This is a genomic window from Sorangium sp. So ce117 (assembly GCF_051524395.1).
GTDB classification, from domain to species: domain Bacteria; phylum Myxococcota_A; class Polyangia; order Polyangiales; family Polyangiaceae; genus Sorangium; species Sorangium cellulosum_B.
Genome location: NZ_CP150309.1, coordinates 9,140,818 through 9,161,267, shown reverse-complemented (window position 1 = coordinate 9,161,267; position 20,450 = coordinate 9,140,818). Strand labels below are relative to the sequence as shown.

Here is a 20,450-nt window from a genome sequence, read left to right as displayed (position 1 = left end):
CGACGCCGCGGCTTTGCCGGCGCGGCGCGACGCTACCACTTTCGTGCGAACGGATCATCACCGAGCTCACCCGCGAGGAAGCCGAGCGCGCCGCGGAGGAAGCCGGCCACGCGCTCGACGCTCGTGCCCGCGACGCGCACGACGGCGCCGCCGCCCCGGAGCGGGCTGGCCGACGCGACGAGCTCGGCGCGCCGCTCGGGCGGCGGCCGCGCCGCGAGCAGCGCCTCCGCCGCGCTCGCGGCGCGCGGGCCGAGCGCGACGAGCGTCGCGAGCGCGTCGAAGCGCCCCATGCGCTCGGGCAGCGCGCCGTGCGCGGGATCGAGCCGCGTCGCGTCGAGCAGCACGGCCCGCCCGCCGCGGCTCACCCGGATGCGCGACGCGTACCGGTCGAACGCCCAGCGCTCGCCCCGCGCGCTCCGGCCCGAGGACAGCGCGTCGACGAGCACGAGCGACGCGTCGTCGGCGAGCGCGACGTCGACGTCCTGCTCGTACCGCGAGCCCGCGAAGCAGACGACCGGATCGGGGATCGCGACGAGGAGCCCGCCTGCTTGAACCTCGGCCTCGAGGCGCTGGCGGCTGCCGAGGGGCGAGCGGTAGACCTTGGTCGAGGCCTGGGTGCTGAGCAGCGCGGCGGCCCCGCGACCGACGCGCGCGTGGAGGTGGAGCTCGTCGCCGCCGACGAGGCCGCCGCCGAAGCTCGCGACGAACACCCACGCTGCCTGCCCGTGGTTCTTCGGAGCGAGCAGCTTGAGCGGGCTCCTGGCGAGCGCCTTCTCGAGCACGGTGCGCCCCGCGACGCGCGTGAACACGAGCTCACCGCTGCCGGCCTTCCCTGCGCGCCGCGCGGGCGGCGGCGGGTCTCGCAGGGCGGCGGGAGGATCGCTGGGCGTGGTCACGGGCCGGCGTGCGTACCACGGACCGCGCCCCGGCCGCGAGGGAGCACAGGCGCGTACCGGGCGCGAGGGAGCACAGGCGCGTACCGGGCGCGAGGGGCGCAGCGCACACAGGGGATGGGTAGGTCACGCGACGAGGAACACGACCAGGAAGGTAGGGAGAAATTCGAGTCATCTTCCCGATTTCCCTCCTTCGCCTGGAACATGAAACATCCCGGACATGTGAGCATGCTGTCAGGACTCTCCCGAACATCACTACGGTGTTATGAGCGAGCCAGCCACTGCGTTCCTCCTGTCCCTGACGACAGCGCGTGTCCGGGGTGTCCGCCGGCCGCTGTGGGCGTTCCGTGACTCGCTGTGATGTCGTTTGCATGGATGACATGTTGCTTGACGGGAAAGCCCAGCTCGGGTCAGCTCGTCGGGCGGCCGGGGGGCCGCGGAGGGGGTCCGATGTTCATCGTCAGGAAGGGCGAAATGCCGCCGTGGTCTCGTCTGTTCAAGGAAGCGGCGTCGCGCCTGCTGGAGCGCCACGGCGGGACCCCGTTCGAGCTGCGCTTCTGGGGCGGCGAGCGGCTGCGCTTCGGCGCGGGCGCGCCCGAGTTCGCCGTGACGTTCAGGACGCGTCGGTCGCTCTGCGAGACGGCGCTCCGGGGCACGCTCGGCCTCGGTGAGGCGTATGTCCGGCGCGAGGTCACGTTCGAGGGAGATCTCGAGGACTCGCTCGCGGGCCTCTTCCAGCTCGCTCGGTCCGTGGAGGCGCGCCTGCCGCGCCTCGTGCCCGCGTCGTCGTCGTTCGACCGCGGCCTCTCCGGCGTGCTCGACGCGCTCCGGCTCGGGCTGCTCTCCGGGGCGGCGAAGCGCGAGAGGCTCGCCGTCGAGCGTCACTATGGGCTAGGCAACGACTTTTACCCTCTTTACCTGGACAGGCGCCTCCAGACGTCGTGCGGCTACTTCAGCTCTCCGGGCGAGACGCTCGACGACGCGCAGGCGCACAAGATCTCCCTCGTCGCGCGGAAGCTGGCGCTCCGGCGCGGGCAACGGCTCGTGGATCTCGGCTGCGGATGGGGGCACCTCATGTTCCACGCCGCGGAGGCGTACGGGGTGCAGTGCCTCGGTATCACCCTCTGCGAGAACCAGGCGAGGTACATCCGCGAGCAGGCGGCGGCGCGGCGGCTCCCGGTCGAGGTCCGCGTGATGAGCTGCGACGAGCTCGAGGACGAGCCGCGGTGGGATCGGCTCGTCTCCCTGGGCTCGATGTGCCATGCCGGCGAGCGCCGTATCGAGGTGTTCTATGACAGGGTGAAGTCACTGCTCGCCCCGGGCGGCGTGTGCCTGCTCGAGAGCGTCACGAGAGAGCAGGAGTCGTCGCGGACTGACCCCTTCCTGCAAAAGCACATCTTCCCGGGGTACTGGCCTCCTTCGCTCCAGGGGATGGCGACGCGCGCCTCGGCGCGCGGCCTCGACGTGCTCGACGCGGAGAACCTGCGGCGCCACTCCGCGCTCACCGCGCGCTGCTGGCGCCGTAACTTCCTGGAGAACAGGGAGAAGATCGAGCGGGTCACCGGCTTCGACAACGCCTTCATGAGGACGTGGGAGTTCTATCTCGCGTGCGCGGCCGCCGCGTTCCGCAGCGGGCACCTCGGCGCCATCCAGATGGTGCTGGCGAACGGGGCTCCACGCGACTACCCCCTCGCACGCGAGCCCCTCTATGCCACGGAGGAGCCCTCGTTGCGGGAACGCGCGCCCATCGTCCCGGCCGTGCAGCTCAGTTCGTGGGGGGCGGCGCTGCCGTCCTGATCTGTCGGGCGCGTGCCGGTGGGGCGCGCGCCGCGCGCGCCGCGCGCGGGGCGCGCGGCGCGCGCGTCCATCGCGCAGAAGAGCTTGTTAAGCCCGCGCGGCCAGCTATCAGCTAAGGATGAGCGAAAGGCTTGCGGCCAGCGCCCGTCGCGGCGCCGCGCCCTCGTGGTCCGTGTCGCGCCCTCGCTCCGCGGCGCGCCTGGTCTGCGCCGCCGCGGGGCTCGCCGCGCTCTGTCTCCTGCTCGCATCGTGTACCCAGGTCCGCTACATCGCGCAGGCGGGCGTCGGCCAGCTCTCGATGGCCTGGCGCGCCGAGTCGCTCGAGGACGCCGCCTTCGACGCCCGCAAGCCGTGGCGGACGCGCGCGCTGCTGCGCGAGGTCCCGCACATCAAGCGCTTCGGGGAGCGCCACGGGCTGACCCCGACCGGCAATTACAGGACGTATGTCGAGCTCGATCGCCCAGCCGCGGTCTGGGTGGTGAGCGCGTGTGAGCCGCTGCGGTTCCGCTCGAAGACATGGAGTTTTCCTATCGTGGGTACGGTCCCCTACATGGGGTGGTTCCATCTCCAGGATGCCAAGGCGTTCGCGGCGCCGCTCAAGGCGGCCGGCTGGGACGTCGACGTGCGTCCGGCGGGCGCCTACTCGACGCTCGGCTGGCTCGAGGATCCGGTCCTGTCCACGATGATCTCGGACGGGGACGAGGCGCTCGGCGACCTCGCCAACGTGGTGCTCCACGAGTCGCTGCACGCGACGCTGTACGTGAAGGGGCAGACGAGGTTGAACGAGAGCCTCGCGAGCTTCGTCGGGGACGAGCTCACCAAGCATTACCTGGACGAGCGGGTGGGCCCCTTCTCCGCGGAGAAGACGGCCTACATGAGGGAGATGGAGAGGAGCGAGGTGCGGACGCGCGCGCTGCACGCCGCCTACGTCCACCTCAATCGGCTGTATGCGTCCCCGGCGCCCGACGCCGAGAAGCGGGCGGAGAAGGACGCGGTGCTCGCCCGGCTCAAGGCCGACATCGGGGCGCGGCGTCCGATCAACAACGCGTCGCTCGTGCAGTTCCGTGTCTACAACTCGGGGACTCCAGAGCTCCAGGCGCTGCTCGCGACCTGCGGTGGCAGCTGGCCGAGGTTCCTCGGCGCGTTGCGGAGGCTCGAACGCCACAGGTTCTCCGAGCCCCAAGAGAACATCGCCCGGGTGGTCGAGCCGCTGATCGAGGCCGGCTGCAGGTAGTCCAGCGAGCTGCGCTGTGCGCCGCGAGCTGCGCTGTCTGCCGCGAGCTGCGCCCCGTGCGCCGCGAGCTGCGCTATGTGCCGTGCGCTGCGCCCATGTGTGGTGAGCTGCGCGCCGCGCTGCGTACTGCGGGCTGCGCCGCGTAGCGCGCTGCGCCTTTGGCGGGGAACACGCCGTCGAGATACGACGCAAAGCGTCGGTGGCAGTCGTCCTGCCTTAGTGCACTTCTTCGCTTCCACGGTGCAATGCGGGGCGTCCAGCGGCTCGATGATGAACATATTCATGTCCAGGTAAGCTTTGCGTTCTGGATCTGAACCCATCCCTGGATCGGACCAGTCCCTGCGGAAATGTATGACCGGTGCTGGCCTCCGAGGTCGCGCGCGCGCCTCGGAGGGAGGGTTTCAGCGGCAAATTGGGCTGCCGGGCGCCAGGACCGCGGCCCCTTCGCCGTTGGCCCGCCGGTTGCTCTATGTATCCACCAGATGTCGCCCCTGCTCGTCGTCCTGTTTCATGGGGACTCGAAGGGGGGACGCCTGGCATGACCTTCGCAATGCAGCCCCGGTCTTCGGGGGGGACGCCAAGCGAGGTGATCGGCGGCGCTGGCCGAGCGATCGCGACCCCGCCGTCACCCGAATGCCATGGCTCTTGCGGTATCGGGCTCCTTGATTGACTTGTCGCCGGGTGCCGGCGGACAGCTTCGGTTCACGTGACGACAGACGCCTTACGAGGCGATTAAGGAGGGATGGCCGAGGCACGCGCGACGCGCGTCGCCAATTGAGTTGGCTTAGCATGACCGGCTTGTCAGACCTCGGTCTGAGCTTTTCTTATCTGTTGTGCCGCTCTCGATGTTGATGCTGCTTCCCGCTTCGCTTCAGCTTCTCCCCTGCTTTGCTTGAGCTTGCTCGTTCGATTCCGGTTCGCGCTTTTTACTTCGCTTCAGCTTCATCTTTCGGTTTGACTGGCTTCTCGGATTGTCTTAATCTTCCGCCCGTCTTCGCTTCATCTTCGCTCTTTACTTGATTGTGCTTCGTATTGCTTTCCTGACTTCTCTGTTCTGACTTCTGATCTCTTCTGATCGCGGGCCTCTCCAGGACTCCGGTGGACTCCCCTCCACCGGCGCTCCTGTGCGGTCCCGGTGGGTCCGCGAAAGCGGGCCTCAGGCCGGCGGGTTCTTCCCGACCGGCCTTTCTTTTTGGTGCGCATGAGCGCTTCCCCGGCGTGCCCTCGACGCCGCGAAGCTCGCTGTTGGCTGCGTCTCGGGCTCGAGCGCGGTTGTCAGCGGCCGTCGTCGCCGGGGGTGTGCCTGGCGTGGACGGTGGCAGAGACGATCTTCCACTCGCCGTCGATCTTCTCGAGCCGCAGCACCACGGGCAGCTCGTCGCGCCGGACCTCATGCCCATGCCGGGCGCCCGTGACCGTCGCGGTGGCGGTCACCTCCGCCGTCATGCCGGCCGGATCGATCTGGATCTCCGTGCCACCCAGGCTCACCTCCGCGGTCTGATAGACGACGGCTGCCTGGGTCGCCGCGTTCGCGAGCTCGTCGCGGCCGCGGAGGCTGTCGCCGATCTCGGCGATGCGGGCGCTCGCCTCCTTCGCGAAGATCTCGGCGAACTCACCGCGAATGCGGCCGTGGCGCACCAGCGGATTCCGCTCGCCGTCGTCGATGCGCACCGCGTTCTCGAGCTGGGTGAGCCGGTCGCGGATCCGTTCCTCCTCGGAGGGCGACAGCAGCAGCGCCGCCGCGCCGAGGACGGCGCCGGCGCCGATGAGCCCGAGCGGGATCCAGCGTTTCATGCTGCAAGTATAGGCGAAGGCGCCGCGCGAGCGCGCGGAACCGCGGAATCACGGAATCACGGAATCACGGAATCACGGAATCACGGAATCACGGAACCGATTCCGCTGGCGCCCTCTGTGGGCCATCGCAGCTATCGCCCCACGATCGGCTCGAGGCACCGATCGCGCGCCTCGCGCAGGGCGCGGAGCTCGACGTCGATGCCCTCGCCGCTCCCCGCGTCGATGGTGAGCCGGTCGCCGCCGGTCGTGCCGAGCTCGGTGCAGGGCACGCCCGCCGCCTTGGCCTGACGCGCGACCTCGGCCGCGTCCTCGGGCCGGACGCTCACGATGATCCGGCTCGGCGCCTCGCCGAACAGGGCCTCGGCGAGCGGCTCGCGCGCGCCGCCGTCCGGCGCGCCCGGCAGCCGCACCCGCGCGCCCACCAGCGCCGCGGGATCGTCGGCGGCGGCGCAGCACTCGCCGAGGGCGATCGAAAGCCCGCCCTCCGAGACGTCGTGCGCGCTCCGGAGGAGCTGCGGCCGCGAGCGCGCGAGCGCGAGGCAGAGCCCCTGGAGCCGCGCCTCGCGGTCGAGATCGAGCGCGGGCGGCGGCCCCTTCACCTCGCCCGTGTGGCGCGCGACGTACTCGGAGCCGCCGAGCGGGCCGCCGCGCGGATCGCCGAGCAGCAGCACGGTCAGACCCGCGGCGGGGAACGAGGCCCGCAGCACGTCCCCCGCGTCCGCGATGAGCCCCACCACCGCGACCGTCGGGGTCGGCAGGATCGCGCGGCCGTCGGTCTCGTTGTAGAGCGACACGTTGCCGCTCACGACGGGCACCGACAGCGCGCGGCACGCCGCCGCCATGCCGTCGATGGCGAGCGCGATCTGCCGCATGATCTCCGGCCGCTCCGGGTTGCCGAAGTTGAGGCAGTCGGTGAGGCCGATCGGCTCCGCGCCGGCGCACACCACGTTGCGGCACGCCTCCGCCACCGCCATCGCCGCGCCCTGGAACGGGTCGAGCTCGCAGAGGCGCCCGTTGCAGTCGCTCGAGAAGGCGAGGAGCTTCTGGTGCCGCTGGCCGTCCTTCTCGCAGGGGACGCGCACCACCGCCGCGTCGCTGCCGGGCCGGACCTCGGTGCCGCCCCGCACGATCTGGTCGTACTGCCGCCACACCCACGCGCGCGAGCCGAGGTTCGGCGAGCCCGCCATCTCGAGGAAGAGCGCGGACCACGAGGCCGGCGCCGGGATGGAGCGCGGGTCGAACGCCCGGCGCGCCGGCAGCGAGGCGTCGTCGCGCTGGGGGCGGTCGTACTTCGGCGCCGCGTCGGTCAGGAAATCCACGGGCATGTCGCAGACGACGACCGGGGCCTGGGCCACGCCGGCGGCCGCGCCGCCGAGCGGGTCGTAGCCGGGCGTGGCGCGCACGACCCACCGGCCGGTGTCGGTCACCTTGCCGATGATCGCCGCGTCGAGCTCCCACTTCGTGCAGATCTCGATGACGCGCGCCTCGCACCCGGGCTTCGCGACGAGCAGCATGCGCTCCTGCGACTCGCTCAGCAGCATCTCGTACGGCGTGAGCCGGGCCGCGCGCCGCGGCACGAGGTCGAGGTCGAGGTCGAGGCCGCTGCCGCTCCGGCCCGCCATCTCGACCGACGACGAGGTGAGCCCCGCGGCGCCCATGTCCTGGACGCCGACGAGCAGGTCCTCCGCGAAGATCTCGAGGCACGCCTCGAGCAGGAGCTTCTCCATGAAGGGATCGCCGACCTGCACCGTGGGGCGCTGGCTCGGGCCGCCCTCGGAGAACTCGTCGGAGGCCATGGTCGCGCCGTGGATGCCGTCGCGCCCCGTCTTGGCGCCGACGTAGAGCACGTTGTTGCCGACGCCGCTCGCGCGCCCGTAGAAGATGCGGTCGGAGCGGACGACGCCGCAGGTGAAGGCGTTGACGAGGATGTTGCCGTCGTAGGCGCGATCGAAGAAGAGCTCGCCGCCCACGGTCGGCACGCCGATGCAGTTGCCGTAGCCGCCGACCCCCGCGACGACGCCGCGCAGGAGCTGCGGCGTGCGCGGGTGCTCCGGCCGGCCGAAGCGGAGCGAGTCGAGGTTCGCGATGGGGCGCGCGCCCATCGTGAAGACGTCGCGCAGGATGCCGCCGACGCCGGTGGCCGCGCCCTGGTAGGGCTCGATGTACGACGGGTGGTTGTGCGACTCCATCTTGAAGACGGCCGCGAACCCGTCGCCGATATCGACGACGCCCGCGTTCTCGCCGGGCCCCTGGATGACCCGCGGGCCGGTCGTGGGCAGCCGGGCGAGGTGGACGCGCGAGCTCTTGTACGAGCAGTGCTCGCTCCACATCACGCTGAGCACGCCGAGCTCGGTGAACGTCGGCTGCCGCCCGAGGCGCTCTAGCGCGCGCTCCCACTCGCTCGCCGAGAGCTTGTGCGCTTGCGCGAGCGCGGGGTCGACCGGCGGATCGCCGGGGAAGGGGGAGGGGGCGTTGACAGGGGCGGCGCTCATCGCGGCCTAGCTAGCGCAAGGACGGGGAGAGGGGAAGCGGGGGAGCGGGTACCCCGAAGAGAGCGGGGCTGGCCCGCTATGAATCCCGCTTCACGAGCAGCGCTGTCAGGTCGTCGATCTGCTTGGCCGAGCCGGCGAAGCGGCGCACCTCGGCGAGGAGCGCGCCCAGGATGTCGGACGTGGGGCGCGCGTGCAGGCGGTGGATGAGCTCGCCGACGCGCTCCTTGCCGAACACCTGCCCGGCGGCGTCCTGGTACTCGTAGAAGCCGTCGGTCAGCAGCACGAGGAGATCGCCCGGCGCCATCACGACGGGCGGCGTCGGGGGCAGGTCGAGATCCTTGAACATGCCGAGCGGGACGGTCGACGGATCGCGCCACACGACCTGGCCCTCGGCCGCCCGGTAGTGGAGCAGCGGCCCCTGCCCGGCCGCGTGGAAGCGGAGCTGGTGCGTCGTCGGGTCGAGGATGCCGAGGAACGCCGTGATGAAGCGGTCGTTCGGCAGGTCCTCGAGGAGCTGCTGGTTCACGTGGTGCATGAGCGCGTCCATGTCGGCCGAGAGGCGCAGGCCGATGCGGAGCATCGCGCGGAACTGGGTCACGCTGAGGGCGGGGCCGATGCCGTGGCCGGCCGCGTCGGCGAGCAGCAGGATCATCGGCGACATGTCCGCGCGCTCGTCGAGACGGATGACGTCGTAGATGTCGCCGCCCGTGTCGTCCGCCGGCTTGCTGAACGCCGACAGCGAATAGCCGGGGCAGCGCGGCAGCCGCCGCAGGAGGATGTTCTGCTGGATGTCGCGCGCGATGGTGAGATCGTGCTCGAGCTTCAGCTTGATCATGCGCTCCTCGAGCAGGAGCGTGCGCTGCACGGCGACGGCCGCCTGCGCCGCGAGCAGCTCCGCCACGTCGCGCTCGTCCGGGCCGAAGTGGTCCGCCTTCGAATTCAGCATCTGGAGCACGCCGACGAGCTTGTCGTCGAGCCCGATGAGCGGCACCGTGATGAGGGATTTGGTGTGATACCCCGTCCGGCGGTCGATCTCCTGATTGAACCGCGGGTCGGAATAGCAGTCGTCGACGAGGATGGTCTGGCGCTTGCGCGCGCACTCCCCGGCGATGCCCTTGTCGATGCTGACGCGGATCTGGGCCTCGCCCGTGGCGACACGGGAGTAAAGCTCCTTGGCCTCCTCGTCGTAGAGGAAGACGCTCCCGCGGTCGGCGCCTATCACCTCCCGCCCCGTCTTGATGATGAGCTCGAGCAGCTCGGTGAGATCGCACGGCGCCGCGAGCTTGCGCGAGACGTCGAGGATCAGGATGAGCGACGACGCATCGATCAGGGAGGGAGTGCCCAGGCGCATGCGGCCGGAGAGTTTGGGCTACGTGGAAATAGGGGTCAAGACATGGTCTCGCCCCGGGTGCTCGTGACGATCTCGTCGCCCGCGCGTGCCCACGCCGCCGTTCCGCCGTTCCGGCAGGGTTCCGCCGCTCAGCCAGCCGTCGCGCCGTCGCGCCGTCGTTCCGCCGCCGTTCCGCCGCCGTGGGGATCTCCGGCGTCCCTTGGCGTGCTCCGGCCAGCGTCGGCGTCCCTGCCCTCGGCGCGGCCCCATTTTTCGAGCGACGACGGCCGTGAGCGCCCCCGCGACGACGCGAGATCGCGGTCGATGCCGCCGGCGCAGGGACCGGGGCGGTGGAGGTCGGCGCTACCACCTCGGCCCTACCTGTCCTAGAACACGCGACGCACTCTCCTTGAAAGCGAGCTCTTCGATGAACCGCCTCCGCCTCGTCGCCCTCGTCCCGGCCGTTGCCCTGGTCGTGGCGGCCTGCGACGCGCCGCCCGCTCCCGCCGGCGCGGCGCCCGACGCCTCGCCCTCCGCCGCGCAGTCCCTGCCGCAGCCGGCCGCCGCGCCGCCGCAGCCGGCCGACGCGCCGCCGCAGGCAAGCGCCCCCGCGGCGGCCCCCGGCGCGGGGGCTCCGGCGGCGACGGACGCGGCGGTGCCGGCCGACGCGGGCGCGCCGGCGGAGGACGCGGGCCGGAAGCGCGAGGACGCGGGCGCCGCGACGGCGGCGCGCGACGCGGGGACGCCCGTCGGCGACGCGGCGGCGCGCGACGCGGGCGGAGGGGGCGCCGAGGCGCCGGCGGCGACCTCCGCGCCCGCGCCCGGCACGGCGGCGCCGCCCGCGGTGCCGCCCGCCGCGGCGGGATCCGCGGACGCCGTCGCGGCCGAGGTCGACGCGATCTTCGTGGGCAAGAAGACGTACGTCGCCCGCTTCAAGCAGGAGCACACGCAGAAGGTCTCGGGGGCCGTCAAGAAGCAGAGCGGCGCGCTGTCGGTCCAGAAGCCGGACAGGATCTCGTTTCGCTACGATCCGCCGAACCAGAACCGCATCGTCTCCGACGGCGTGTCGCTCAAGGTCTACGTCGCCGAGGACCGGCAGATGTTCGTCACGCCGGTGCAGAACTCGGAGTATCCGGGCGCCCTCTCGTTCCTCATGGGCCACGGGCTCCGCCCGTCGTTCACGTTCACCTTCAACGAGAAGGCGAAGTTCGAGGGCGGCCCCGTGCTCGTCGGCAAGCCGCGCGCGCCGACTCCCCACTACGAAGTCGTGATGTTCTATATCGACAAGGCGCTCCTCGCGAAGAAGGACCCTGGCGTCGTGCGCCGCGTCCTCATCGTCGACGCGCAGGGCAACCGGAACCGGTTCGACTTCGAGAACGCGTCGCAGCCCGCGTCGATCGATCCGGCGGAGTTCCAGTTCACGGCGCCGCCCGGCACCGACGTCAAGCAGAACTGATGACCCCGCGCCTCTCGCTCTCGGAGCTCTTTCCCGACATCCATCCGGCGTGGATCCTCGCCGAGGACGGCGATCTCCTCGTCGTCGATAAGCCGGCTGGCCTGTCCACGCACGCGCCGGAGGCGGAGCGGATCGACGACATGGTGACGCGCCTCCGCGCCTTCCTCCGCGGCCGGGGCGACGCGGAGGCGTACCTCGGGATCCACCAGCGGCTCGATCGCGACACGTCGGGCGTCCTCCTGTTCACGCGGCGGCGCGAGGCGAACGCCGCCGTCGCACGGCAGTTCGAGGGGCGCACGGTGCAGAAGACGTACGTCGCCGCGGTCTCCGGCTTCGGCGATCGCCCGCCGCGCGGCACCCTGCGGCACCGCCTCGTCCCGGCGCCGGGAGGTGCGATGCGCGCGCTCGCCGAGACCGGCGGGGCTAGAGAGGATCGGGCCGCCGGGCGGGAGGATCGGGCCGCGAAGCGGGAGGATCGGGCCGCGAAGCGGGAGGATCGGGCCGCGAGCGGCGTGCTGGCGATCACCCGTTATCGCCTCCTCGAGCGCCGCGGCGACCGCGCCCTGCTCGAGCTCCGGCCCGAGACAGGACGCACGCATCAGCTCCGGGTGCAGCTCGCGGCGATCGGCCTCCCCATCGCCGGCGATCCGCTCTACGGCGGCCCCGAGGCCCCGCGCCTGCTCCTGCACGCCGCCGAGCTCCGCCTCGATCACCCGGCAACGGGCGCGGCCGCGACCTTCCGCTCGCAGCTGCCTGCGGTCTTCGAGGCGTGGCTCGCGGCCGCGCCGGCGGATCCGTACGCGGGCGGCGTCGCGGCCGTCGAGCGCGCCATGCGCGAGGCCGCCGAGCGGCGGTACGGGATCGCGCGCGCCGGCGACACGACGGCGCTCCGGCTCGTCCATGGCGCGGGTGACGGCCTCCCCTCCGTCTCCGTCGATCTGTACGGCGAGCACCTCGTCGTGTCGCTGTTCGGCGTGGGCGAGGGCGAGCCGGGCGCGCCGCCGCGGGACCTCGTGCTCGACGCGGCCCACCGGCTCGGGGCGAAGGGCGTCTACCTCAAGGCGCGCCCGAAGCACGCGAGCGTCATCGTCGACGCGCGGCGCGAGGAGTTCGCGCCGCGGCACGCCGTCCGGGGGGAGGACGCCCCGGAGGAGTTCACCGTCCTCGAGCACGGCTTGCCGTTCAAGGTGCGGCTCGGCGACGGGCTCTCGACCGGCATCTTCCTCGACCAGCGCGAGAACCGGCGGCGGGTGCGGGAGCTGGCCCGGGGGGCCCGGGTGCTGAACCTGTTCGCCTACACGGGGGCGTTCACCGTGGCGGCCGTGGCCGGCGGCGCGCGCGAGAGCGTGACGGTCGACGTGTCCCGGGGCGTTGTCGCCTGGGCGCGAGACAACCTCGCCGCGATCGGCGCGGACCCGGCGGCGCACGTCGTTGTCGAGGCCGACGTGTTCCCGTGGCTGAAGGCCGCCGCCCAGTCCGACCGGCGCTTCGACCTTGTCGTGCTCGATCCGCCGAGCTTCGCGACCACGAAGAAGAGCCGCTTCAGCGCTGCGAGCGATTTCGGCGCGCTCGCCGCGCTCGCCTTCCGCGTGCTCGCCCCGGGCGGCAGGCTGCTCGCCTGCACCAACCACCGCGGCATCGTGCGCGCCAGGTTCCGGCGTCATTTGCACGAGGCCGCGCGTGAAGCAGGATGCGACGTCGTGCAGATGAAAGACCTCCCCGATCCCGTCGATTTTCCCAGCGAACCAGGCGCGGAGTCCCACCTGAAGAGCGTCCTCGCCAGCGTGGGCGCGCCGTCCGTGAGGGCCCGAGAGGGCGCGCCGCCCGCGAAGGCAGGGAAGGCTGCGCCGCCCGCGAAGGCCGCGCCGTTCGCGAAGGCAGGGAAGGCCGCGCCGTTCCCGAAAGCCGCGCCGCCCGCGAGGGCAGCGAAGGCCCCGGCTGCCCGGGGCGCGCGCCGAGGGCCCGCCGCTCCGGCCCGGACGACCCGCCGAGGTGCGCGATGAGCCAGCGGCGCCTGCTCATCACGATCAGCTCGTACAGCTACCTCGAAGCTGCCTTCCTGGCCGCGGGCGACTTCGAGCGCGGCCTCGTCGAGCGCAAGAGCTTCCCCGACGGCGAGCGCTACCTGCGCGTCGCGGTCGACTGCTGGGGGCGCGACGTGGTCCTGCTCGGCGGCGCCCCCCGGGACCTCGACTGGCTGGAGATCTACGACCTCGGCTGCGCCATCTCGCGCGCAGGCGCGCGGTCGCTCTCCATCGTGATGCCTTATTTCGGCTACGCGACCATGGAGAGGGCCGTGAAGCCGGGCGAGGTGGTGACCGCGAAGACGCGGGCGCGGCTCATCTCGGCGATCCCCTCGTGCGACGCGGGCACGCGCATCTTCCTCTTCGATCTGCACACCGATGGCATCGAGTTCTACTTCAGCGACTCGCACGTGACGCGCCACCTCTACGGCGCTCCGCTCATCACGCAGGCGGTCCGCGAGCTGATGGGCGATCGCCCGTACGTGCTGGCGGCGACGGACGCCGGTCGGGCCAAATGGGTGCAGAGCCTCGCCCGCGGCCTCGGCGTCGAGCCGGCGTTCGTGTACAAGGAGCGGAGAGGCGACGGCGTCGGCGTGACCGGCATCAACGCCGATGTCTCGGGCCGCGAGGTCGTCATCTACGATGACATGGTCCGCACCGGCTCATCGCTCGTCCAGGCGGGGCGCGCCTACCTCGCCGCCGGCGCGTCCAAGGTTCACGCCGTCGCGAGCCACCTCGTCTTGCCGGGCGACTCGCTCGAGAAGATCAGGAAGGCTTCCGTGTTCACGACGCTGCTCGGGACCGACTCGCACCCTGGCAGCCAGCAGCTCGTCGATGCGCCCGGCGCCCTCCACTCGGTGGCGCCGCTGCTGGTGCGCGCGCTCGAGCGGGAGACCTAGGGCACCTCCGGCGAGCGGCGATTCAGGCGGCGAACCCCGCCTTCAGCCAGGCATCGCGGCAAATGCCTACGTGAGGTTCGTGAGCGGCCCGGTGCAGTACTCACGCGAGCCGAACGTGGTCCGGGTGTCGCCGAACAGGTTCAAGATCGAGACGAGCAGGTTGTTGTGCGGGAGGCTCGGGTACCGGACCCAGCGTCCGGTGCGCAGGCCCCCGCCGCCGCCGGCCAGCAGGAACGGCATGTCCTTCTTCGCGTGGGTCGGCGGATCCGAGATCTCGGATCCGAAGAAGACGACGCTCTCGTCGAGCAGCGAGTGCCCGCCCATGTCGACCTTGTCCATCTCCTGCAAGAGATAGAGGTGCTGCTCCGAGTACCAGGTGTAGATGAGCTCGCACTCGGCCGGCCTGAAGCCGCCCATTTCCTGGTAGAAATGGTGGTGCTCGGTCAGGTTCAGCCACGGCAACGTGTGCTTCGCCTCGGTGTCGCTCCACTGCAGGGTGCCGACCGCGGTGATGTCGCAGGCGAGCGCCATCACCAGCATGTCCGTCATCAGCTTGCCCACCTTGGGGATCGCCGCGTCGGTCGAGCTGTCCACGATCGAGCCGGGGTCGTCCGCGTCGAGCCCCGCGCTCGGGTTGTAGTCGGACGTGTCGACCCTCATCGGGGCCCGGCAAGCGCTCGTCGTGGCCGGCGCGCTGCCGAGGCCCTGCTCGATCTCGCGGATCTTCGTCAGGTGCTGGTCGAGCTTCTGCCTGTCGGCCGCGCCGAGCCGCGCGGAGAGGCCGGCGTAGCGCCGGTCGAGGTAGTCGAGGATCGATCGCTTCCGCGCGAGGCGGAGGGCGGCGTCGTTGCTGGCGCCGGGGTCCAGCGTGCCGAAGAGCTCGGTGAAGATCTCCACCGGATCGAGGCGCGGCGGGATGGGGCTGTGTGGCGCGGTGTCCTCGAAGTTGGCGATGTTCATCGGCGACATCAGGCCGTGGGACTTGCCCGTCCCCCAGCGCACCGCGACCTGGACGCTCGCCTTCGCCATCTGACCGGCGGAGATCCGGGAGGCGATCACCTGATCGATGGACGGCCCCCTCGCGTAGCCGGTCGAGGTGGTCATCTGATCCGTGCCCGTGAGCCAGGCGATGATCCCGCACTGGTGCTGCTCCCCGCGCGCGCTCTTCATGTCGAGGCCGTCGACGACGAGCAGCCGGTCCTGCACCGGCGCGAGCGGCGCCAGGATGGGGCCCAGGGTGAAGCTCGTCTCGGTGCCGGTCGGACGCCAGCGGTCGATCAGGGTCCCGCCGGGCGTGTAGACGGCGAGGAAGCGCCGGGCGGGGGCGGGTTGCGCGTGCGCCGGGCGCTCGGGTCCCATGATCTCCAGCCACGGGAGCGCGACGGCGATGGCGCCGGCGCCTCGCAGCATGGCGCGCCGGCTCAAGCGGAATGTCGACATACCCCACGCTCCTTTCAAGCAGCCATGTGGAGGAAACCGTCCGTCCGGGTGCGCTCGACGAGGCGCGCAGGTTCGTGACCTGAGGACCCGGACATCGTTCTCGCTCCTCGCCCGCACCGGGCACGCTGAGACCCCGTGATTCAACAACACCCTTTACGAAATGACCAGGGGGATTGTCGTGCGGGGCCCGCCGCGATGCGGCTGACCACGAGAGCACATGCCGCCGCGCGCTGGTGCGAGGGGCCACGTCGTCGAGCGCGGCGCCGAATTCCCTTGCCGGCGCCGATCGGCGCGTGGATGCTCGCCCCGGATGCGCGGCTCGCGCAGAAAGGATGAGCGTCGAGGCCATGGACGAGCTGGTACGACAGGTCGCAGAGAAGGTTGGCATCTCGGAAGACAAGGCCCGCGTGGCCGTGGAGACGGTGGTCGGTTTCCTGAAAGAGAAGCTCCCCGCGCCGCTCGCCGCCCACGTCGAAACCGCGCTCGGCGCGGCGGCCCCCGCCATCGCCAACCTCGACGTCGGCGGCCTCGCAGGCTCGCTCGGCGGCCTTTTTGGCAAGAAGTAGCGGCATCTCCGCCGAGCGCGCCGCCGGAGCGCTCTCGACCGAAGTCCATCTCTCCTCTCCTGATCCTGACCTGGACGACGCCGCCTTCGCGCTTCGGGCGCTTCGGGTGGAGATGCGCTCATGTCCAGGACGTGCTCGCGCTTCGCTGCCTGGCGCGGCGTGAGCATGCGCCGATCGCGCCCCGGCGCGTCACGGCTCCGTCCTGGTCCGGCGCGCGCTCGACCCAGCGCTGCGACCGCGGCCTCGATCTGGGTTGAGTCTTCGCATCCCCTCGAGCGCGGGCCCTTTAGCGGGCCGTCTCGGGCGCGGCGGCGGGCGACAAGCGCGGAGAACCGCGGGTTTCCTGGACGACGCGCGCGCAGCGATGGATAGCGGCTGCACAGGCGGGCTCCGGCACCGGGCTTGCGAGCATCGAAGGCCTGGAGAAGCACCCGCCCACCTCCCTCTTCACGCGGGCGGTCCGCTTCCGCGACGAGAGGAGCGATATTCCATGGCGTCCGTGATCGGCGGCGAAGCCGCGTTCATCGGGTCCTTGACGGAACTGATCGAGCTCAACTGGTCCACGGTGGACGCGCTCGCAGCGGCGCTCTCGCGGATGAGCCGACCAGGCGACAAGAGCCGGCTCGCGAGCTTCCTTCACGATCACGAGCGTCACCTCGAGGTGCTCGCCGCCCTGGCCCACGAGCTCGGCGAGCCGCCGGTGGAGAGCGCCGTTCGACCCAAGCTGAAGAGCAAGGCGCTGACGAACGGGATGGTCGGAGATCGCGCGATCCTCGAGGCGATGAGGCATTACGAGGAGGACAGCTGCGCTGCTTACGAGCGGATGATATCGTTCCGCGAAGGCCTCTCCGAGCGCGCGCGCGACGTCCTCCGGCACTCGCTCGCGGTGGAGCGGCGCCACCGGGACTGGTTCTCCGAGCAGCTCGACTCGCGACAAGGGCTTTTGCTGTTGCCGCTGTAGCGCGCCAGCGCCCTTTGGAAGACGCGGCTTTCTTCCATCGTCTCGTGTATCATCGCGGCGATGATTCGCCCTCTCGTGCTTGCATCCCTTGGCGTTGCCCTTCTCCTCCTCGGCTGCGACGAGCCCCAGAAGCCCGTTGCGGCAGCGGCCTCGGCCGCGCCTTCTGCTGCGAAGCCCGCCGACGCGCCTCCTGCCGCGAGCCCCGCAGCCACGGCCAGCGCGCCGCCGAAGAAGCAAGAGGTGGAGTGCACCAAGAGCGATCCGGTGACCTTCTCTCATCCGGCGCTCGAGGCCAAGGTGCGGCAGCAGCTCCAGAAGCCCGAGGGGCCGATCAAGCGCGCCGAGCTCAAGAACATCAAGACCATGAACCTGTCGGACGCCCAGGGGCTCGACGAGCTCGATCCGTGCCTCTTCCCCGAGCTCACGGGCCTCAAAGGGCTCTACCTGCCGCCGGGCAAGATCGACGATCTCCGCCCGATCAAGGGCCTGCTCCGGCTGGAGTCGCTGCGTGTCTCGGCGACCCTGGTCAAGGACCTCTCGCCGCTCTCCGGCCTGGTCAAGCTCGACCGGCTCGACATCGGCCGCACGCCGGTCGCCGACCTCTCGCCGCTCGCCGGCCTCACCAGCCTCACCGAGCTCCAGCTCGACGAGACCGAGGTGACCGACGTGAGCCCGCTCGCCGGCCTGAAGAAGCTCGAGATGCTCCAGATGAAGCGGACGCGGGTGAGCGACGTGTCGCCGCTGCGCGAGCTCAAGAGCCTGAAGAACGTCTACCTCGAGGGCTCGCGGGTCGAGGACGCGAGCCCGCTCCGGTCGATCCCCGGGATCAAGATCCACGAAGGCTGAGGCGGCCGGCCCTCGCGCCGCCGCCTGCGCGTCGCGCGGAGCGCCGCCGCCTGCGCGTCGCGCGGAGCGCCGCCGCCTGCGGGCCGCGCCGAGCGCCGCCATTGCGAAGAGCCCGAGCTGCCAGCCCGCCCCGGCGGAGCCCGCGGCGCCCGCGCCGGCTGCGCCGCACTCGCAGCGCAGCTGCCCGTGAACGCCGACGTTCGTGCCGGGCGCGCCCTCCTCCACGTCTCCGGTGGCAGGAGCGCCCCCGGAGCCGGCCTCGCCGGCCCCGCCGGCACTCGCGCCGCCGCCTTCGCCCGGCAGCGGCGGCGCGTCGATGACGTGGAGCGCCGGCCCGGAGCCCCGCACAAGGAACGGGCGCGGCCGCAGCGCCGGCCCGAGCGGCAACGCGGCGAGCCTCGCTGCCGGCCACACGACGGCCTCGCCCGGCTCGAGATGCCAGGCGGCCGCCGCATCGGCATCCGGCACGGCCCGCCGCTCGGCGCCGTCGATCAGCCAGAGGGAGGCCGCGCCGTCGTCGCCGCGCACGAGCAGCGGCGACGAGGGGAACACGTCGCCCTCCGGCAGCGCCTGGAGCGCAGCGTCCGGCGCGCTGGCGACGTCCCAGAACCGCGAGAACCCCCAGGCGTCCAGCGCGCCGTCGCCGCCGAGCGGTCGCCTCACGCCGGAGGGCAGATCGAGCGGGCACTCGAGGGCCCTCGGGCTCCCCTCGAGCTCCACCTCCTCGCCGCTCAAGCCGTCGATCCCATAGGCGTGGACCGCGTGCTCGCCCCCGAGCAGGCTGAGCGGCATCGGCGCCTCGAAGCCGTGCGCGCACGAGCCGAGCGGCTCGCAGAGGTCGTCGCGGCGCACGTCCGCGGGGAAGCTGTAGCCCTCCGCGCCCTCCTCGGTCGCGGGGACGTCGAAGTAGAGCCGCGCGTCGCCCGGCGCGCTCTCCGCGTCCGGGTCGCGGGTCCATCCCGCGATACCGCTGCAGCCGGCTGTCTCGAGGGCGCCCTCGGGAGGCTCGTTGAGCAGCGCCTCGTACGAGGCGACGAGCGATGTGTAGGGCGGCACGTAGACCACGCCGACGCCGCTCACGGACTGCCGCACGTTGAAGTGCAGGTGAATGGTCGTCGGCGTGCTCCCGTAGACGTTGGACACCCGCCCGATGCGCTCTCCCCGCGAGACGTCCTGGCCGGGCGAGACCTGGACATCGGACATGTGCAGGTAGTCGTAGCGAGTCCCATCCTCGCCGGTCAGGTAGACAGAGTAGCCGCCGACGCTCGTGATGGTGCCGTCGACCACCGCGACGACCCAGTGTCTCCCCGCCTCGCACGTCGCCGGCCGGATGTCCTGCCCCTGGTGCCCTGTGCCGGAGGGGCAGAGAGGCATCTCCCACGAGCGCGCCTCGCAGTAGTTGTCGTGCCACGGATAGGCGTAGTTGTCCGTATCGCACTGTCCACCGGCCGGGCCCGCGCTCCCGCCTTTGCTGTAGACCTGGGAGTTGGCGAACGCCGGGCCCTCCTCGAGCGGAAAGCGCATGGAGGGCGCATACACGACGTCGTCGGCGCGCCCCTCTCCAGAGCCTGGGAGGAGCTCGCCGGCCGGACGGTACGAGAACGGATCGGCCGCGGCGGCGCTCGTCGGGAGCGCGACCGCGAGCGCGAGCGTGGCTGTCGCGATCAGCGAGGCGAGCGCGGCGGGGCAGGGGCGCGGCGGGCGGAGCGGCGCGATCATGGCATGTCTCCCGCGGCCCTGGGCTCGTCGCCGCCCACATAGACGAGCCCCGAGGCGAGATCGAGGACGAGCGCGTCCGAGGCGCAGGCCGGCGCCTCCGGGGAGGCGCACTCGACGTCGAGCGCGTACGAGACGCCATTCTCGATCCACGAGGCGCTCCAGATTCCCTCGTTCGCCGTGACGAACGCAGGCGCCCCGCGCACGGCGCGGGGCCCCCGGAATGGTGGAATGCTTGGATATTTGCGCGAGAGGCGGGTCATCGTGAGCGAGACGGTGATCGCGTCCGTCTTTGCCCAGAACGAGGTCCAGTGCTCCCTGGCAACGAGGACCGGCGCCGCGAGGAGCTCGCGCCGCGACGGCACGAGCACCGGGACCCGCGAGGCCCTGGCGGCGTGGGCCGCCGTCTTCGGGAGCGCCGCGAGCGCGGTCCGGTCGACCGAGGCGGCCGGCGGCCAGGTGACGACCGAGATCACCGGCGTCACCGCCGCGGACAGCGGCTGGGCGGCCGCTGGATCGGGCGGCGTCTCGGCCGGAGGCGCGGCCTGGTCGCACGCGGCGACCGCGACAGAGAGGAGGATGGATACAACAAGAGGCACGCCGCGCATGGCCCCTCCCGAGCGGGAGATCATCGATTCTAGTCGAGAACCTGCATGCGTGGCCAGGGGATGGCGGCACGCGAGCACGATGTCGCTCGGGTGTGATCCGGACGACCAAACGCCGTGCGAGACGGTTTCACGAGCCAGCGTGTCAAGCGAGGCCAGGGTCGATCCAGACTGCGGATGCCGCGCGGGGTGAGCCTTGGACGTACCCCCGGAACACGACCCGTTCTTCGGTGTCTGTAACGACCTCGTGCTGGCTCAACGCTCGATGAGGCTGTATCGGTGAGCCCCCGCGATCCTGCTCAAGCTTCGGATTCTTCCTGTGATGGGTGACGGGAGGATTCATGATACACGTAGGCACCGCTGCCCCTCCGGCCCTCGCGCCAGATGAACAACTGAG

The 20,450-nt window shown here is 71.5% G+C and carries 15 protein-coding genes and 1 pseudogene; 9 read left to right on the top strand and 7 right to left on the bottom strand.

Annotation, left to right across the window (positions count from 1 at the left end; genetic code table 11):
- Positions 1-32 precede the first annotated feature (32 nt).
- Complete coding sequence (locus WMF46_RS34320) at positions 33-896, bottom strand: urease accessory protein UreD (RefSeq protein ID WP_437981056.1); 864 nt, start codon at positions 894-896, stop codon at positions 33-35.
- A 447-nt stretch (positions 897-1,343) separates the two neighbouring features.
- Between WMF46_RS34320 and WMF46_RS34315 the strand changes: the two genes are divergently transcribed.
- Together WMF46_RS34315 and WMF46_RS34310 are read left to right on the top strand one after the other, a co-directional pair.
- Entirely contained in the window at positions 1,344-2,690 is a 1,347-nt protein-coding gene (locus tag WMF46_RS34315) for a class I SAM-dependent methyltransferase (RefSeq protein WP_437981055.1), read from the top strand.
- Positions 2,691-2,808: 118 nt separating this feature from the next.
- On the top strand, positions 2,809-3,924 hold the full coding sequence (locus WMF46_RS34310; RefSeq protein WP_437981054.1) for an aminopeptidase: 1,116 nt from the start codon (positions 2,809-2,811) through the stop codon (positions 3,922-3,924).
- Between the two features lie 1,275 nt (positions 3,925-5,199).
- Here WMF46_RS34310 and WMF46_RS34305 read toward each other — a convergent pair.
- The 3 genes from WMF46_RS34305 to WMF46_RS34295 all read right to left on the bottom strand — a co-directional run bounded on the left by WMF46_RS34305 (position 5,200) and on the right by WMF46_RS34295 (position 9,561).
- Entirely contained in the window at positions 5,200-5,718 is a 519-nt protein-coding gene (locus WMF46_RS34305) for a nuclear transport factor 2 family protein (RefSeq protein WP_437981053.1), read from the bottom strand.
- 131 nt (positions 5,719-5,849) lie between these two features.
- On the bottom strand, positions 5,850-8,210 hold the full coding sequence (gene purL, locus WMF46_RS34300; protein WP_437981052.1) for a phosphoribosylformylglycinamidine synthase subunit PurL: 2,361 nt from the start codon (positions 8,208-8,210) through the stop codon (positions 5,850-5,852).
- A gap of 76 nt (positions 8,211-8,286) precedes the next feature.
- On the bottom strand, positions 8,287-9,561 hold the full coding sequence (locus WMF46_RS34295) for a PP2C family protein-serine/threonine phosphatase (RefSeq protein ID WP_437981051.1): 1,275 nt from the start codon (positions 9,559-9,561) through the stop codon (positions 8,287-8,289).
- Between the two features lie 406 nt (positions 9,562-9,967).
- Here WMF46_RS34295 and WMF46_RS34290 point away from each other — a divergent pair, with 406 nt between their 5' ends.
- Genes WMF46_RS34290 through prs form a run of 3 tightly spaced genes read left to right on the top strand, consistent with a single transcriptional unit; the run spans position 9,968 to position 13,919 of the window.
- Positions 9,968-10,996 (top strand): LolA family protein, encoded by a 1,029-nt coding sequence (locus WMF46_RS34290; protein WP_437981050.1) that lies wholly within the window; start codon positions 9,968-9,970, stop codon positions 10,994-10,996.
- A complete protein-coding gene (locus WMF46_RS34285; protein WP_437981049.1) occupies positions 10,996-12,999 on the top strand; it encodes a class I SAM-dependent methyltransferase in 2,004 nt (667 codons plus the stop codon). Before WMF46_RS34290 ends, WMF46_RS34285 begins: the two co-directional genes overlap by 1 nt.
- The gene (prs, locus tag WMF46_RS34280) at positions 12,996-13,919 is read left to right on the top strand and encodes a ribose-phosphate diphosphokinase (protein ID WP_437981048.1); all 924 of its coding nucleotides are present in this window, start codon (positions 12,996-12,998) and stop codon (positions 13,917-13,919) included. Before WMF46_RS34285 ends, prs begins: the two co-directional genes overlap by 4 nt.
- 66 nt (positions 13,920-13,985) lie before the next feature.
- On the opposite strand, the gene WMF46_RS34275 is transcribed toward prs, so the two are convergent.
- Entirely contained in the window at positions 13,986-15,329 is a 1,344-nt protein-coding gene (locus WMF46_RS34275; RefSeq protein ID WP_437987962.1) for a DUF1552 domain-containing protein, read from the bottom strand.
- Positions 15,330-15,706: 377 nt separating this feature from the next.
- On the opposite strand from WMF46_RS34275, the gene WMF46_RS34270 reads away from it, so the two are divergent.
- The 4 genes from WMF46_RS34270 (at position 15,707) to WMF46_RS34255 (ending at position 18,483) form a co-directional block, all read left to right on the top strand.
- Entirely contained in the window at positions 15,707-15,925 is a 219-nt protein-coding gene (locus tag WMF46_RS34270; RefSeq protein WP_437543984.1) for a hypothetical protein, read from the top strand.
- A gap of 490 nt (positions 15,926-16,415) precedes the next feature.
- Positions 16,416-16,886, top strand: coding sequence for a ferritin-like domain-containing protein (locus tag WMF46_RS34265; protein ID WP_437324392.1), 471 nt, complete (start codon positions 16,416-16,418; stop codon positions 16,884-16,886).
- 75 nt (positions 16,887-16,961) lie between these two features.
- Positions 16,962-17,732 (top strand): leucine-rich repeat domain-containing protein, encoded by a 771-nt coding sequence (locus tag WMF46_RS34260; protein ID WP_437981047.1) that lies wholly within the window; start codon positions 16,962-16,964, stop codon positions 17,730-17,732.
- A 316-nt stretch (positions 17,733-18,048) separates the two neighbouring features.
- The gene (locus tag WMF46_RS34255) at positions 18,049-18,483 is read left to right on the top strand and encodes a hypothetical protein (RefSeq protein WP_437981046.1); all 435 of its coding nucleotides are present in this window, start codon (positions 18,049-18,051) and stop codon (positions 18,481-18,483) included.
- Between the two features lie 344 nt (positions 18,484-18,827).
- On the opposite strand, the pseudogene WMF46_RS34250 reads toward WMF46_RS34255, so the two are convergent.
- Positions 18,828-19,106: pseudogene (locus tag WMF46_RS34250) on the bottom strand (M23 family metallopeptidase); the annotation flags it as partial.
- A gap of 341 nt (positions 19,107-19,447) precedes the next feature.
- Positions 19,448-20,080: a hypothetical protein gene (locus WMF46_RS34245; RefSeq protein ID WP_437981045.1), complete on the bottom strand. Its 633-nt coding sequence runs from the start codon at positions 20,078-20,080 to the stop codon at positions 19,448-19,450.
- Positions 20,081-20,450: the final 370 nt, after the last annotated feature.

Coding starts and splice junctions, on each gene's coding strand:
- WMF46_RS34315 (WP_437981055.1), top strand. CDS start 1,344: ATGTTCATCGTCAGGAAGGGCGAAATGCCGCCGTGGTCTCGTCTGTTC.
- WMF46_RS34310 (WP_437981054.1), top strand. CDS start 2,809: ATGAGCGAAAGGCTTGCGGCCAGCGCCCGTCGCGGCGCCGCGCCCTCG.
- WMF46_RS34305 (WP_437981053.1), bottom strand. CDS start 5,718: ATGAAACGCTGGATCCCGCTCGGGCTCATCGGCGCCGGCGCCGTCCTC.
- purL (WP_437981052.1), bottom strand. CDS start 8,210: ATGAGCGCCGCCCCTGTCAACGCCCCCTCCCCCTTCCCCGGCGATCCG.
- WMF46_RS34295 (WP_437981051.1), bottom strand. CDS start 9,561: ATGCGCCTGGGCACTCCCTCCCTGATCGATGCGTCGTCGCTCATCCTG.
- WMF46_RS34290 (WP_437981050.1), top strand. CDS start 9,968: ATGAACCGCCTCCGCCTCGTCGCCCTCGTCCCGGCCGTTGCCCTGGTC.
- WMF46_RS34285 (WP_437981049.1), top strand. CDS start 10,996: ATGACCCCGCGCCTCTCGCTCTCGGAGCTCTTTCCCGACATCCATCCG.
- prs (WP_437981048.1), top strand. CDS start 12,996: ATGAGCCAGCGGCGCCTGCTCATCACGATCAGCTCGTACAGCTACCTC.
- WMF46_RS34275 (WP_437987962.1), bottom strand. CDS start 15,329: ATGCTGCGAGGCGCCGGCGCCATCGCCGTCGCGCTCCCGTGGCTGGAG.
- WMF46_RS34270 (WP_437543984.1), top strand. CDS start 15,707: ATGGACGAGCTGGTACGACAGGTCGCAGAGAAGGTTGGCATCTCGGAA.
- WMF46_RS34265 (WP_437324392.1), top strand. CDS start 16,416: ATGGCGTCCGTGATCGGCGGCGAAGCCGCGTTCATCGGGTCCTTGACG.
- WMF46_RS34255 (WP_437981046.1), top strand. CDS start 18,049: ATGACGTGGAGCGCCGGCCCGGAGCCCCGCACAAGGAACGGGCGCGGC.
- WMF46_RS34245 (WP_437981045.1), bottom strand. CDS start 20,080: ATGATCTCCCGCTCGGGAGGGGCCATGCGCGGCGTGCCTCTTGTTGTA.